We start from the raw sequence: 506 nt of genomic DNA on the forward strand, positions 1-506 counted from the left end.
AGCGCCGAGGCGTCGGTGATCAGGCCGTCGCAGCGGCCCGAGAAGAACGCCTGGCGCGAGGCCGCGACGTTGTCGAACAGCACGGTCTTCAGGCCCAGCTTGAACTTGCGCGACAGGTCGGCCACCGTGACCTCGTTGGTGGAGCCGGTCTGCACGCAGATGGTGGCGCCGTTCATGTCCTTGGTCTGGGTGATGCCCAGGTCCTTGCGCACCATGAAGGCGTCGTACTCGTAGTAGTTCGGATAGGTGAAGTTGATGCCGTTGGCGTCGCGCCGCAGGGTCCACGAGGTGGTGCGCGGCAAGACGTCGATCTGGCCGGTCTGCAGGGCCGTCAGGCGCTGCTGGCCGGTCAGCGGCACGAAGCGCGTCTTGCTGGCGTCGCCCAGCACCGCGATGGCGATGGCGCGGCAGGTGTCGACGTCCAGGCCCTTCCAGTTGCCGTCCTTGTCGGGCGCCGAGAAGCCGGTGGTGCCGTGGCCGGAGCCGCAGATGACATAGCCGCGGGC

Annotated in this window: 1 protein-coding gene; it reads right to left on the minus strand. The window is 68.0% G+C overall.

The features are described 5' to 3' along the window. Window positions 1–506: transporter substrate-binding domain-containing protein (locus RISW2_RS23160; protein ID WP_043775988.1), on the minus strand; the 506-nt coding region annotated here is incomplete at both ends.

This window comes from Roseivivax isoporae LMG 25204, assembly GCF_000521865.1.
GTDB classification, from domain to species: domain Bacteria; phylum Pseudomonadota; class Alphaproteobacteria; order Rhodobacterales; family Rhodobacteraceae; genus Roseivivax; species Roseivivax isoporae.